This window comes from Streptomyces sp. NBC_00582, from assembly GCF_036345155.1.
GTDB lineage: Bacteria > Actinomycetota > Actinomycetes > Streptomycetales > Streptomycetaceae > Streptomyces.
In genome coordinates, this window is the sequence record NZ_CP107772.1 from 9,178,217 (window position 1) to 9,190,240 (window position 12,024).

Consider the following 12,024-nt stretch of genomic DNA (forward strand, 5'->3'; position numbering starts at 1 on the left):
GACGTTCCGGTGAACGCGGGGCGTCGGCCGCCCGGCGAGCCGACACCCCCCACCCGCTCCGAGCTCGGGAAAGCGCTTCCCCGGCTCGGACGACGTCACCGCGGCTCGGACGACGTCTCCGCGGCTCGGACGACGTCTCCCCGGCTCAGGGCGGCGCTTGCTCACCGGGCTCGGACAGGCGTTTCCTCGCCGTCGGACCGGGCCGCGGCCAGCGCCGTCGCCGGGTCCCGCGCCGCCTGCCCCGCCGGCACCCAGCGGCCGCCCTCCTTGCGATACGGCCACCACCCACCGTCCCGTCCCAGCCGGAGCTGACCGGATTCCCCGACGACCGTCCACCGGTTGCCCCGCGCCCGCAGCGCCGGTCGCTCGTCCTCCTCCCAGGCCGACTCCAGCGCGGCACGCGCGCGTGCGAGGGCCTCGCCCTCCACCGGCCACTCCTCCTCCAGGACCGCCAGGGCGGCGGAGCCTCCGTACCGCCAGGCCCGCACGGCCCGCGCCAACTGGTCCCGGCCCCGCCCCGACCCGGCGGCGAGCCGCTCGGTCACCGCGCCGCTTTCCACCACCTCCGAGCCGGCCCCGGCGGCCAGCCGCACCGCGTCCTGAGCGACCGTCCACCGCTCTGCCGGGGACAGCGGTCCGACACCGCCGCCCAGGGCCTCCGCGAGCCGCAGACGGGCGGCGGAAGCCGTCCTGGCGGCCAGGAACCGCAGAGCCACCGGATCCACTCCGGGCGGCGGCGGGACGTCCGTGTCCCACACGGGCGGAACGCCCGGCTCCGACGGCGGTCCGGGCAGGGCGGGCAGCGGCGGCAGGACGTCCCCCGCGGCGTACGCCTCGGCCGCGTCCACGCCCTCCGGTTCGGCGGGTTCCGCCACGGCGGGCGCGGCCACCCCACGGGCCTGCAGATCCTCCAGCACGGCCCGCTCGGCGCGTCCCCGGATCAGCAGCAGGAGGAACGGATCCTGGTCGAGCAGCCGCGCCACCTGGTAGCAGAGCGCCGCCGTGTGACCGCAGTGGTCCCACGCGCCGCAGTCGCACGCGGCCTCCAGCTCGCCGAGCCCCGGCAGCAGAGCGACACCGGCCGTCTCCGCGTCCTCGACCAGATGCGGCGGCATCTCGCGGTCGAGCAGCGCGGCGACATGCGCCGACCGCTCGGCCGCCAGGTCGAGAAAACGGTCCCACTCGGTGTCCGGGAGCTGCCCGAGCAGCACATCGGCCCGATGCGCCGTGCGGTCGCGATCCTGTACGACGGCCGTGATGCGCCCCGGCCGCACCGACACCGCTCCCACGGCGCCCGCCCGCGCCAGCCTGCGCCCCGTCCGCACCTGCTCGGAGTCCAGCGCGCCGTCCTCCAGGGCGGCCAGCCACGCCCGGCCCCACCAGCTCTGCGCGAAACCTCTCCCCTGCGCGGGCGGCAACGCCGCGAACGTGCGCTCCAGGTCGTCGTCGAATCCGTTCATCGCATGCCCCCGCGCAGCTCGACCAGTTCCGCCAGCTCGGTGTCCGTCAGTTCCGTGAACGCCGCCTCGCCCGACCCCAGGACGGCATCGGCCAAGCCCTGCTTGCGGCGCAGCATCTCCGCGATCCGGTCCTCGATCGTGCCCTCGGCGATCAGCCGGTGGACCTGCACGGGCCGGGTCTGTCCGATGCGGTACGCCCGGTCGGTCGCCTGCGCCTCCACCGCGGGGTTCCACCAGCGGTCGTAGTGCACGACATGCTCCGCGCGCGTGAGGTTGAGGCCGGTGCCCGCCGCCTTCAACGACAGCAGGAACACCGGAACCTCGCCGCCTTGGAAGCGCCGCACCATCGCCTCCCGCTCGGCCACGGGCGTCCCGCCGTGCAGGAACAGCGTCGGCACGCCCCGCGCCGCCAGATGCCGCTCCAGCAGCCGTGCCATGCCCATGTACTGCGTGAAGAGCAGGACGCCCGCCCCCTCGGAGAGGATCGTGTCCAGCAACTCGTCCAGCAGCTCCAGCTTGCCGGAGCGCCCGGCAGCCCCCGGACGCTCCTCCTTGAGGTACTGCGCCGGATGGTTGCAGATCTGTTTGAGGCCGGTCAGAAGCTTCACGATCAACCCGCGCCGCGCCATGTCGTCGGCCTCGGCGATCGCCGCGAGCGTCTCGCGCACCACCGCCTCGTACAGCCCCGCCTGCTCCCTGCTGAGCGACACGGGGCGATCGGTCTCGGTCTTGGGCGGCAGCTCGGGGGCGATCCCCGGGTCCGACTTGCGGCGGCGCAGCAGGAACGGCGCCACGAGCCGGGACAGCCGCTCGGCGGCGGCCGGATCCCCGCCGCTCTCCACCCCGCGCGCGTACCGCCTGCGGAACGTGCCCAGCCGGCCCAGCAGACCCGGTGTCGTCCAGTCGAGGATCGCCCACAGCTCCGACAGATTGTTCTCCACCGGCGTGCCCGTCAGCGCCACGCGCGCGCGTGCGCCGAGGGTGCGCAGTGCCCGCGCGGTCGCCGAGTACGGGTTCTTCACATGCTGCGCCTCGTCCGCCACGACCAGCCCCCACGGCACCTCCCCGAGCCGGCCCGCGTCCAGCCTCAGGGTGCCGTAGGTGGTCAGCACGAACTCCCCGTCCGCCAGGCCGTCCAGCGCGCGGCGCGGCCCGTGGAAGCGGCGCACCGGCGTTCCGGGAGCGAACCGCTCGATCTCGCGCTGCCAGTTGCCCACCAGGGACGTCGGACAGACCACCAGGGTCGGACCGGCGGCCGAGGGGTCCGTCCGGCGGTGCAGGTGCAGGCTGATCAGCGTGATGGTCTTGCCGAGCCCCATGTCGTCGGCCAGACAGCAGCCGAGCCCGAGCGAGGTGTTCCGCGCCAGCCAGTCCAGACCGCGCCGCTGGTAGTCGCGCAGCGTGGCGGCCAGGGCGGCGGGCTGCTCCACCGGCTCCTGCGCCCCCGGATCCGTCAGCCGCTCCCGCAGGGCCGCGAGCCGGCCCGCCGGCCGCACCTCGACCTGCCGGCCGTCCACCTCGGTGGAGCCCGTCAGCGCCGCGCCGAGCGCCTCGACGGGCGTCACCTTGCCGTCCTGCCGTGCGCGGGCCCGGCGCACTTCCTGCGGGTCGATCAGGACCCACCGGTCGCGCAGCCGTACGAGGGGCCGGTTGGCCTCGGCGAGACGGTCCAGTTCCGCACGGGTGAGCTGCTGGTCGCCCACCGCGAATCGCCAGGTGAACGAGAGCAACGCGTCCGCGGACAGGAACGACGGTGTGTCCGCGCCGAAGCCGTCGCTCTGCGTGCCGTCCTCGGGCGGACCCACGACCGCGCGGGCCGTCAGCCTGGGTGCCAGCTCCCTCGGCCAGTGCACCTCGACCCCCGCCGCCGCGAGTGCCCGCGCCCCCTCCCCGAGCAGTTCGGCGACCTCCTCCTCGACGAGATCGACGGCATCCGGGACCGTGGCCGACAGCAGCGGCGTGAGCGACGGCCAGGCCCGTGCCGCGCGGCGCAGGGCGAGCAGGGCGTCCACACGCGCGCGTGCACCGAACTCCCCGCTCGCGGCCTCCGCTTCGCCCCAGATCTCGGCGGCGTCCACGACGAGCGCGGGATCGCTCGCACTGTGCACCTGGGGAACGGCCCGGAAGCGTGCCGCCGCCTCGCCGTCTTCCTCGGCCGCGGTTGCCCCTGAGCGGTCGACCGGGGCCGGTCGCCCCCCGACCGGGGCCTCGGTCCACGACGGTTCGATCCCGGTCACCTCGATCCGCAGCGAGACCCTGACGCCCGCGTCGTGGCCCGCGGCGACATCGGCGGCCCATGGGCGCAGCTCCGGCAGCTGGCGCGGCTCAGGGGCCGCGTAGGCCGGGCCGCCCGTCACGAGCGGTGCGGCGGGGGAGCGGGGCAGCGCGTCGGCGACCGCGTCCAGGAAGGCCCGCAGCAGCCGCTCCGGATCCGGCAGCCGCAGGGGCGGGTCGGTGTCGACGGGCACGCAGTGCGCCTCGGGCGGCATGGAGGCGGCCAGCCGGCGGACCGCCTCGACGTCGCCCGGTCCGAGGGGGCCCATCCGCCAGGCATCGTGGTCCTGCGGGGACAGGCCGGGCAGCAGCAGTCCCCGTGCGACACAGTGCAGGGCCAGCAGGGACGCCGCGCCCCAGAACACCGTCGCCCTGTGCCCTTCCTCGGCGACACGCGCGCGTGCCAGCACCGGCAGGGCGTCCGGCAGCGGCATCAGGAGGGCAGGCACGCGCGCGAGGCTCACCCCGGCCTCGTCGGCCTGGACGACCGTCACGTCCCCGACGGCCGCCGAAGCAACGCCGGAGGGGACAGGAGGGGGACCGTCCCCCGCGGACCGCCAGAAGGCGACGACGCCGGAGCGGGCCGGGACGCCGGGCACGAAGACGGCCTGACACCGGGCCAGTTCGGAGATCTCGGACACTGCTTGCACGGGAACCCTCTGCACGGCGATGAGCGTACTCCTCAAATTTGACTACCGGAGTCGGAGCCGCCGAGGGTACAGCATTCTCAGGGCTGCCTCGTGGTTGCCTCGGCGCTGCCTCAGGGCTGCCTCAGGGATGGAGGTCAGGGACGTTTCAGGGTCGGGTCCGGAACCGCGCGCGGCGCGGACCCGTTTTCATGACAGAGAGCGGCAGGGGCCGCGAAGGAGGCGACACACATGTCGAGGAACGCGAAGATCGCCGCAGGAGGTGTGGCGGTCGGGATTCTGCTGTTGATCTGGCTGCCCTGGTGGGCTGCTCTGCTGATCGTGCTGGGGGTTCCGGCGGCCGCCTACCTCACGCTGGATCCCTCACAGCGGCGCAGGCTGCGCCGCGTCACCCGCAAGGAGCTCGGCCGCTGAGGAAGGGGGGCCGCGGTGCGCCTCACCGCGGCCCCCCTTTCTCAGGACGGGCGGACCGCCATCCTGTCCAGCGCTTCCAGGAGCCCCGGCAGTTCCGCTCCCCGGCCGACCGGGAGCACCACGCCGGGCCGCGCGTCCAGCAGGAGGAACGCGATGTCGTCGGTCCGGGCCACCAGCGACCAGCCCGGGCCGTCGGCGCGCAGGGTGCGCGCGTCACCGGGGGCGAACGACGACCGCACGCGGCCCAGCGGCGGCGGCGTCTCGACGTACGAGCGGGCCTCGGCCAGCACCCGCCGAATGTCGTTCTGCCCCTCCGGCGCCTTCCGCTCGGACTTCTCGCCGTCGCCCGCGGCGCCGCTGTCTCCGGCCGCTCCGCCGCCGCCCTCCGTCCCGCGGTCGCCCGCCGCCCGGTCGCCCGGGCCGGTGCCCTCCGCGTCACCCGTGGACGTGAACTCGGCGTCGTCTATCTGCTCCCGCCACAGGGTCCACTGGACGGCGATCTCGTCGGCTCCCAGGCGTCGCTGCGCCGGACCCCACACGGAGGTGTCCGGCGGGGCCAGTGCGGGGCCGTCCGCGATCTCGGGGGCGGGATCGTGCGGGGCCGGCACGCCGGGCGCCGCTACGGCGACATCCAGGGGCCACCCCGGCAGGGCCGCGACCACCGTCCGCTCGTCGGGCGACAGCTCGTGCTCCATGCCGCAGTCCCATGAGGCGATCGCGACCGCCACCAGCGACACGTCGTCGATGACGACCGTCCAGCGCGCGCCCTCGCCGTCCTGGCCCAGTACCAGGCCGTACCCGTCGGCCAGCGGCGCGAGACCGAGCGCCGCACAGGCCTCCGGGTAGTCGTCCCCGAGCACCGCCGGGAACTTCGCCGGCGTCAGCAGCGCCGCCGTGAGCACGTAGAGCGCGTCCTCCGCGGCGGCGACGGCGTCCTCGTCCGTCCCGGCCATCCCAGCCTCCCCATCCGTTGGTCCAACGGCGCGCACCCTAGTGCGGCGGGAAGGCGCTTGTCACGATCCCCCGACACACCCGGAGCTGCAGTTTTCCGACCTGACGGGGCGAATCGGCCACCCTTCACCGTCCTGTCACACGGTCGGCAGCCCCAGCAGCGCCCGCGCCACGGTCGTGGGCGACTCGGCGCGCTCCCGCGCGAGAGCGACGACGGCACGGCAGGCGAGTTCGTTCACCCCGAAGGACAGCGCCTCCGGCGACACCCAGCCGGCCGCCTCGTCGAGCCGGTCCTGATCGTCCTCGGCGCGGGCGGAGACGTACACGGCGGCCGCTTCGAACAGATTGTGCGGACGCTTCGCGGCGGAGCCCTTCCCGGCGGCGGGCCGCGACCCGCCGGGGCCGGCGGGGGACGGTGTGCGCCGCGCGCCGAAGAGCCTCGCACCGGCTTTGCGGATCCTGTCGAACATGATGGCGACCTTCCCCGATACGGTGGTACACGTTGAGCTGAACTGGTCCTTTCATCTCCCTTTACCCAAACTGGAGTTGGAGTCACGGCGGCAGACCGCATACGAGTTCTCCCGGGACTTCACCGCGCCCTGGAACTTGCCCTGTACCGCACCTAAGCGGTCCCGAGCATCGGCCACAGCCTGTTCGTCGACCTTCCCGGACACGGCATCAGCGACCGGCCGGAGGAGTTCGTCCTCGCCCACCGCCGGCCCGACCCGGTGGCACGGCTCGTCTTCACCGAGGCCAACCTCGACGCCTTCCCGCCGAACGCCGCGGGCAGCGCCGACATCGCCTCCTTCACGGAGGAGGAGTACCTCGACGGCGGCCACGCACGCGTGCTCGACCGGGTCGGTCCCCTGTGGGCCGCGACGATGCGCCTGGCCGACCCGCGTGCCCTGTACCGCAGCGCCGTCGCGCTCCGGCGCGGATCCGAGCCGGTCGTGCGAGAGATCCTGGCCGGGCTCGACACCGTCGACCGGGTCCATGTCCAGGGTGGACTCAGCGGCGCGCTCGACGGAGCGGACGCCCTGGAGGAGGCGGGCGTCCGTGTCGTGACGGTGCCGGGCGCCGGCCACAACGTCGTGTTCGACGACGCGGACGCGTTCGTGAGAGCGGTCACGGCGACCGCGTGAGCCGTCAGCCCTCCCGGACGGCCAGGGTCAGGAAACGGTCGTCCTCGTCGACGTACGACGTCATGCGCCAGCCGGAACCGGCCAGCAAGGGGCGCAGGTTCGGCTCGGCGCGCAGGTCCTCGGGCGTGATCCGCCGCCCCTGCCGGGCGGCGAGCGCGGCCCGCCCGATGGGATGGAACAGCGCGAGCACACCGCCCGGCCGCACCACCCGGGCCAGTTCCCGCAGGTTCTCCGCCGGGCTGGGAAGGTGGGCGATGAGCCCCGCCGCGAACACCGCGTCCAGCGACTCGTCCCGCAGGGGGAGCGCGGCGACGTCGGCGATCATCAGCCGCCCGGCACGGTCGCGTCCGGCCCGTACGGCGGCCTGGAGCATGGCCGGGGTCAGATCGGCCCCCATGACCACTCCGGAGGGCCCCACGGCCGCGCGCAGCGGCGTCAGGGCCCTTCCGGTGCCGCAGCCCGCGTCCAGCACGCGGTCCCCCTCGCGCAGACCGAGCTCGGCGACCGCTGCCGCGTAGACGGGGCCGTCGTCGGGGAAACGGGTGTCCCAGTCCGCCGCGCGGGCGGTGAAGAACTCCTGGACATGTGTGTGGTCGTCGCTCATGTTCCGCATGATCCCTCACCGCCACGGAGGACACCGCTGTGCGCACGTTCGAGCGTGAGCCGATCGGTCAGGCGCACTTATGCGTCACCTTCCATCACCTTTCGAAATGCGCCCCCTGTGTGCACCCGTGCCCCCACTAGCGTCCCCTGGCCATGGGACACCTGGACCACGCCGCCTTCGGCTGGCTGACCCCCGTGCTGTCGTACGCGATGGCCTGCACAGGCGCCGCCCTCGGGCTGCGCTGCACCGTGCGTGCCCTCGGCGCCACGGGGCGCTCGCGCCGCAACTGGCTGATCACCGCAGCCTCCGCGATCGGCACCGGCATCTGGACCATGCACTTCGTGGCCATGCTCGGTTTCGCCGTCAGCGGCACCGACATCCGCTACGACGTTCCGCTGACCGTGCTCAGCCTCCTCGTCGCCATGGTGGTCGTCTGCGCCGGTGTCTTCGCCGTCGGCCACAGCCGTGACCGCACGCGCGCGTTGCTGCTCGGCGGGCTCACCACCGGTGTCGGCGTGGCGAGCATGCACTACCTGGGCATGGCCGCCGTCCGCCTGCACGGCGACGTCTCCTACGATCCGACCCTCGTCGCCGTCTCCGTCCTGATCGCCGTCGTCGCCGCGACCGCGGCCCTGTGGGCGGCGCTCAACATCAAGTCGCCGATCGCGGTCACCGTCGCCTCGCTCGTGATGGGGGCGGCGGTCAGCAGCATGCACTACACCGGCATGTTCGCGGTGAGTGTGCACGTCACACCGTCCGGCGCGGCGCTGCCCGGGGCCACGGCGATGCAGTTCATCTTCCCCCTCGCCGTCGGTCTCGGGTCCTACCTCTTCCTGACCTCGGCCTTCGTCGCGCTGTCGCCCACCACGGGGGAGCGCGAGGCGTCGGCCTCGGCCCAGCAGCCGGTGGAGAGCGGCGCCGGCCGCCGGCCGGCCCCGACCGCGTGACGGGCCCGGACGCCGGGCCCCTCGACGTCTTCGGACGGCACGCCCCCAGAACTTCATCCGAGCGAGGAGGCCATGCGTACACCCCGTAGGACCCCCACGACCGGCGCCGAGGCGCCGCCCCCGGTGCGCGGGCGCCGTGCCCACGCCGGGCCGCCCGCCGACGAGGGCCCGGACGAACAGTCCGGCCCGTCGGCCGGCGTCGCACCCGCGCGCGCGGGACGCCGGCACCTCCGGCCGCGCACCGTGCGGGCCAAGATCGTCTGTCTGCTGATGGTGCCGGTCGTCTCCCTGCTGGCCCTGTGGGCGTACGCCACCGTCAGCACCGCCCAGGACATCTCCCGCCTGCGCCAGTTGCAGCGCGTCGACTCCGAGGTCCGCACCCCCGTCGCGGCGGCGGTGGCCGCCCTGCAGAACGAGCGGGTGGCCGCCGTACGCCACGCGACCGAACCCGCCACGGTGCGGGACGACGACCTCACAAGCCTCGCGGAGCGCACGGACGCGGCCGTGGCCGCGCTCCGCCTCGGCGACCACAGCACGGTCGCCGACGGCCAGGACCTGCCCGCCGGAGTCGCCCAGAGGCTAGAGGCGTTCGTCTCCGGAGCCGAAGGCCTGCGTCCCCTGCGGACCGCGCTGCTCGACGGCGACGCCGACTGGCGGGAGGCCTACGACCGGTACACGGCCACGATCTCGGCGGCCTTCCAGGTCGACGGCGCGCTCTCCGGGATCCAGGACGCCGAACTCGGCTCCGACGCGCGCGTGCTGCTCGAGTTCTCCCGCGCGGGCGAGGCGCTGGCCCAGGAGGACGCCGTCCTCGCGGGCGCCCGCCTGGCCGGCCGCCTCGACGGCGAGCGACTGCGGCTGTTCACCGGCGCCGTCGGCACCCGCCGTACCCTCACCGGATCGGCCGTCGCCGACCTGCGCGGCCCCCAACGCACCACCTGGCAGCGCCTCGCCGACGGCAGCGCCTACGCGGCCCTCGCCGCCACAGAGGACCGTGTCCTCAGGAGCGGACCGGGAGCGAAAGCGGTTGCGGCCGCCTCGGAGGCCACCTGGGACACGGCCCACGCGCGCGTGCGGGACGGAATGCGCGGCATCGAGGCGGCCGCGGGCCGCGATGTCGCCGAGCGCGCCGACCCCTTCACCCGCGGGGTGCTCACCCCGGCGGGCGCCGCGGTCCTGTTCGGCCTCGCCGCCGTCGCCGCCTCGCTCGTCATCTCCGTGCGCATCGGCCGCGGACTCGTCGTCGAACTCGTCAGCCTGCGCAACGGCGCCCTGGAGATCGCCCGGCGCAAACTCCCCGAGGCCATGCGAAGGCTCCGCGCCGGAGACGAGATCGACATCCGTGCCGAGGCCCCGCCCGGACCTCCGGCCGAGGACGAGACCGGCCAGGTCGCCGAGGCACTGACCACCGTGCACCGGGCCGCGCTGCGGGCCGCGGTGGAGCGCGCCGAACTCGCCAGCGGCATCTCCGGTGTGTTCGTGAACCTCGCCCGCCGCAGCCAGGTCCTGGTCCACCGCCAACTGAGCCTCCTGGACAGTATGGAGCGCCGCTCGGACGACCCGGACGAGCTGAGCGACCTCTTCCGGCTCGACCACCTCACCACCCGTATGCGCCGCCACGCGGAGAGCCTGATCATCCTCTCGGGCGCCGCGCCCGGCCGGGCCTGGCGCAAGCCCGTCTCCCTGACCAACGTCGTCCGTGCCGCGGTCTCCGAGGTCGAGGACTACGCGCGCGTGGAGGTACGGCAGCTTCCCGAGACGTCCGTAGTCGGCGCCGCCGTCGCCGACCTCACCCATCTGCTCGCCGAACTCGTCGAGAACGCGGCCCAGTTCTCACCGCCGCACACGCGCGTGCGCATCACCGGCGAACCCGTCGGCAACGGCTACGCCGTCGAGGTGGAGGACCGCGGACTGGGCATGGGCAAGGAGACCCTCACCGAGGCCAACCGGCGCATCGCGCAGTCCGAGGCGCTCGACCTGTTCGACAGCGACCGGCTCGGACTGTTCGTCGTGAGCCGGCTCTCCGCCCGCCACGGCGTCAAGGTGCACCTGCGGACCTCGCCCTACGGCGGCACCACCGCGGTCGTCCTGCTGCCGACGGCCCTGCTGCACGGCGGGAAGCCGGAACGTTCCGTCCGGGAGGCCGCCGAGGTCGAGCCGTCCGCGGAACGCGCGTACGCGCGGGTGCCCGCACCCGACCGGCCGACGTTCGAACACGAGCCCGTCGCCGCGCCCGCCGACCGGCCCGCCCTGGTGGCCCCCGTCCGGGCCGCCGCCGGACCGGCCGCCGCCGACCCGCCGCCCCCGGGAGTCACCGCCTTGCGTCTGCACCGCCCCCCGGACGACTCCGACGGATCGGACGACCTCCCGCGCCGGGTGCGGCAGGCACACCTCGCCCCCCAGCTGCGCAGGCCGCTCGCCGAGGAGACGACTCGGGAGCCCCGGCCGCGCGACGACGGGCGCACACCCGAACTCGTCCGGGACCGGATGGCCGCCTACCGGGCCGGCTGGGCACGCGGCGGCGGCAGGCAACCCGGCCGGGGCGCCACCCCGGATCCCGCACCGGGCAGCGACAGCAGCGAAGGAGACCCCGCATGATCCAGGACCCGAGCGCGAAGTCGGCCCAGCCGTCCGGCGAACTCGACTGGCTGCTGGACGACTTGGTGATGCGCGTCAGCGAGGTACGGCACGCCGTGGTGCTGTCCAACGACGGACTCGCCGTCGGCGCCTCCACCGGCCTCACCCGCGAGGACGCCGAACACCTCGCGGCCGTGGCCTCCGGCTTCCACAGCCTCGCCAAGGGCGCGGGCCGCCACTTCGGCGCCGGCGGAGTCCGCCAGACCATGGTGGAGATGGACGACGGCTTCCTGTTCGTGGCCGCCGCCGGAGACGGCTCCTGCCTCGCCGTGCTCACCGCCGTGACCGCCGACATCGGCCTGGTCGCCTACGAGATGGCGCGACTGGTGAAACGGGTCGGCGAACATCTGTTCACCCCGCCGCGTCTCGCCGCGCGGCCGCCCGCCGCCGGATGAGACGAGAGAGCGACCGGCCGAGATGACCGAGGACATGACCGGCGTCCCGCAGGAGCTGGGCAGCCAGTGGTACGACAACGAGGCCGGCCCCCTGGTCCGCCCGTACGCCATGACGGGCGGACGCACCAAACCCGGCCCCACCGGAGTGCGCTTCGATCTGATCGCCCTGGTCACCCTGGACCCGGGGGCGCCCGGCGCGGAGGACCTGGCCGTCGGGCCCGAGCACCGGGCCCTCCTCGACCTGTGCCGGACGGAGACGCAGTCGGTCGCCGAACTCGCGGCGGGCGCGGACCTGCCCGTGGGCGTGGTCCGGGTCCTGCTCGGCGACCTTCTGGAACACGGCTGCGTCACCGTCAGCCGGCCGGTCCCGCCCGCACACCTGCCCGACGAACGCATCCTGCGCGAGGTGATCGAAGGGCTGCGGGCCCTGTAGCACCCACACCCGAGCCGACCCGGACGCGGAACGGACCCCCTGGCACCGGCTCGCGCACACCTTCGGACCGTGAACGCGCAAGGGGCGGTCAGATCGGGCAGATTACGGTCGAACCCCTCG

The 12,024-nt window shown here is 74.5% G+C and carries 11 protein-coding genes; 6 read left to right on the top strand and 5 right to left on the bottom strand.

Features of this window, described 5'->3' with window-relative positions:
* Window positions 1-161: 161 nt before the first annotated feature.
* Together OG852_RS41570 and OG852_RS41575 are read right to left on the bottom strand one after the other, a co-directional pair.
* Window positions 162-1,460 carry an SWF or SNF family helicase gene (locus OG852_RS41570; protein WP_330350581.1) on the bottom strand — a complete coding sequence of 433 codons (1,299 nt, stop codon included), beginning with the start codon at window positions 1,458-1,460 and terminating at the stop codon, window positions 162-164.
* Entirely contained in the window at window positions 1,457-4,375 is a 2,919-nt protein-coding gene (locus tag OG852_RS41575) for an SNF2-related protein (RefSeq protein ID WP_443064613.1), read from the bottom strand. Before OG852_RS41575 ends, OG852_RS41570 begins: the two co-directional genes overlap by 4 nt.
* 237 nt (window positions 4,376-4,612) lie before the next feature.
* Here OG852_RS41575 and OG852_RS41580 point away from each other — a divergent pair, with 237 nt between their 5' ends.
* Window positions 4,613-4,795, top strand: a complete 183-nt coding sequence (locus OG852_RS41580) for a hypothetical protein (protein WP_133912925.1) — start codon at window positions 4,613-4,615, stop codon at window positions 4,793-4,795.
* Between the two features lie 41 nt (window positions 4,796-4,836).
* Here the strand turns inward: OG852_RS41580 and OG852_RS41585 are convergent, their stop codons facing one another.
* Complete coding sequence (locus OG852_RS41585) at window positions 4,837-5,748, bottom strand: hypothetical protein (RefSeq protein WP_330350583.1); 912 nt, start codon at window positions 5,746-5,748, stop codon at window positions 4,837-4,839.
* A 135-nt stretch (window positions 5,749-5,883) separates the two neighbouring features.
* Window positions 5,884-6,216, bottom strand: coding sequence for a hypothetical protein (locus OG852_RS41590; protein WP_133912927.1), 333 nt, complete (start codon window positions 6,214-6,216; stop codon window positions 5,884-5,886).
* Window positions 6,217-6,384: 168 nt separating this feature from the next.
* Between OG852_RS41590 and OG852_RS41595 the strand changes: the two genes are divergently transcribed.
* A complete protein-coding gene (locus OG852_RS41595; protein WP_330351590.1) occupies window positions 6,385-6,888 on the top strand; it encodes an alpha/beta hydrolase in 504 nt (167 codons plus the stop codon).
* Between the two features lie 4 nt (window positions 6,889-6,892).
* On the opposite strand, the gene OG852_RS41600 is transcribed toward OG852_RS41595, so the two are convergent.
* Complete coding sequence (locus OG852_RS41600) at window positions 6,893-7,492, bottom strand: class I SAM-dependent methyltransferase (RefSeq protein ID WP_330350584.1); 600 nt, start codon at window positions 7,490-7,492, stop codon at window positions 6,893-6,895.
* A gap of 152 nt (window positions 7,493-7,644) precedes the next feature.
* Here OG852_RS41600 and OG852_RS41605 point away from each other — a divergent pair, with 152 nt between their 5' ends.
* The 4 genes from OG852_RS41605 (at window position 7,645) to OG852_RS41620 (ending at window position 11,904) form a co-directional block, all read left to right on the top strand.
* The gene (locus tag OG852_RS41605; RefSeq protein ID WP_133912930.1) at window positions 7,645-8,439 is read left to right on the top strand and encodes an MHYT domain-containing protein; all 795 of its coding nucleotides are present in this window, start codon (window positions 7,645-7,647) and stop codon (window positions 8,437-8,439) included.
* Between the two features lie 72 nt (window positions 8,440-8,511).
* Entirely contained in the window at window positions 8,512-11,037 is a 2,526-nt protein-coding gene (locus tag OG852_RS41610; RefSeq protein ID WP_330350585.1) for a sensor histidine kinase, read from the top strand.
* A complete protein-coding gene (locus tag OG852_RS41615; RefSeq protein WP_330350586.1) occupies window positions 11,034-11,471 on the top strand; it encodes a roadblock/LC7 domain-containing protein in 438 nt (145 codons plus the stop codon). The genes OG852_RS41610 and OG852_RS41615 overlap by 4 nt, the downstream gene beginning before the upstream one ends.
* A 22-nt stretch (window positions 11,472-11,493) precedes the next feature.
* Complete coding sequence (locus tag OG852_RS41620; RefSeq protein ID WP_133912933.1) at window positions 11,494-11,904, top strand: DUF742 domain-containing protein; 411 nt, start codon at window positions 11,494-11,496, stop codon at window positions 11,902-11,904.
* Window positions 11,905-12,024 lie beyond the last annotated feature (120 nt).

Excerpts from the sequence above, each read along its gene's own strand:
- OG852_RS41570 (WP_330350581.1), bottom strand. The coding sequence starts at position 1,460 with ATGAACGGATTCGACGACGACCTGGAGCGCACGTTCGCGGCGTTGCCG.
- OG852_RS41580 (WP_133912925.1), top strand. The coding sequence starts at position 4,613 with ATGTCGAGGAACGCGAAGATCGCCGCAGGAGGTGTGGCGGTCGGGATT.
- OG852_RS41585 (WP_330350583.1), bottom strand. The coding sequence starts at position 5,748 with ATGGCCGGGACGGACGAGGACGCCGTCGCCGCCGCGGAGGACGCGCTC.
- OG852_RS41590 (WP_133912927.1), bottom strand. The coding sequence starts at position 6,216 with ATGTTCGACAGGATCCGCAAAGCCGGTGCGAGGCTCTTCGGCGCGCGG.
- OG852_RS41600 (WP_330350584.1), bottom strand. The coding sequence starts at position 7,492 with ATGAGCGACGACCACACACATGTCCAGGAGTTCTTCACCGCCCGCGCG.
- OG852_RS41605 (WP_133912930.1), top strand. The coding sequence starts at position 7,645 with ATGGGACACCTGGACCACGCCGCCTTCGGCTGGCTGACCCCCGTGCTG.
- OG852_RS41610 (WP_330350585.1), top strand. The coding sequence starts at position 8,512 with ATGCGTACACCCCGTAGGACCCCCACGACCGGCGCCGAGGCGCCGCCC.
- OG852_RS41615 (WP_330350586.1), top strand. The coding sequence starts at position 11,034 with ATGATCCAGGACCCGAGCGCGAAGTCGGCCCAGCCGTCCGGCGAACTC.
- OG852_RS41620 (WP_133912933.1), top strand. The coding sequence starts at position 11,494 with ATGACCGAGGACATGACCGGCGTCCCGCAGGAGCTGGGCAGCCAGTGG.